The 696-nt window shown below is 29.9% G+C and carries 1 protein-coding gene; it reads left to right on the top strand.

Annotated elements, in window-relative coordinates; translation table 11 throughout:
* A partial coding sequence (locus OYV_RS04220) for an ABC transporter permease (protein WP_081931955.1) occupies window positions 1–696 on the top strand: 696 nt, incomplete at both ends.

Here is a 696-nt window from a genome sequence, read left to right as displayed (position 1 = left end):
TTGATTTCGCCTTATTATATTATTTTATTAGGATTAATTATTTTACCTATGGGTTTTATTTTATTTGATTCTTTTCAAGATACTAACCAACAAAACGCATTTTTTGCAACCCGTTTTACTTTACAACACCATCAAGAATTTTTATCCAATCAATCATTTTTATACGTCCTTGCTAGATCAATTGCAATTTCTATTATTGTTACTTTTTGTGTCTTTATCATTGTCTATCCTCTAGCCTATATGATTTCTCGCCTCAAAATGAAATGGCAAAGCTTTCTTGTCATTCTCATCAATGGCACTATGTGGATTAATATGATTATCAAAACCCAAGCATTAGTCCAAATATTTCATTTATTACAAAAAACTTTTAATATCAATCTTTTAGAAACTAATTTTGCTATGATTGTGGGACTTATTTATTTATTTTTACCATTTATGTTTTTGCCTATCTACACTTCAATTATCAAAATAAATCCCCAACTTATTCAAGCCTCCAAAGATCTAGGAGCAAACGAATGGCAAATATTGCAAAAAATTATTTGGCCCTTATCACTTTCAGGAGTACTTGCAGGCATTTGTCTTGTCTTTTTACAAACAGCAACTAATATTGTAGCTCCACGTTATCTCGGAGCAACTACCCAAATTACTATTGCTGAATTAATCGAAAATAAAGCTTTATTAAGTGGCGAAATCAAA

The organism is 'Chrysanthemum coronarium' phytoplasma, assembly GCF_000744065.1.
Taxonomy (GTDB): Bacteria; Bacillota_I; Bacilli_A; order Acholeplasmatales; family Acholeplasmataceae; genus Phytoplasma; species Phytoplasma asteris.
Note: the sequence above shows the minus strand (reverse complement) of the source record. Positions and strands in the feature narration are given on the sequence as shown.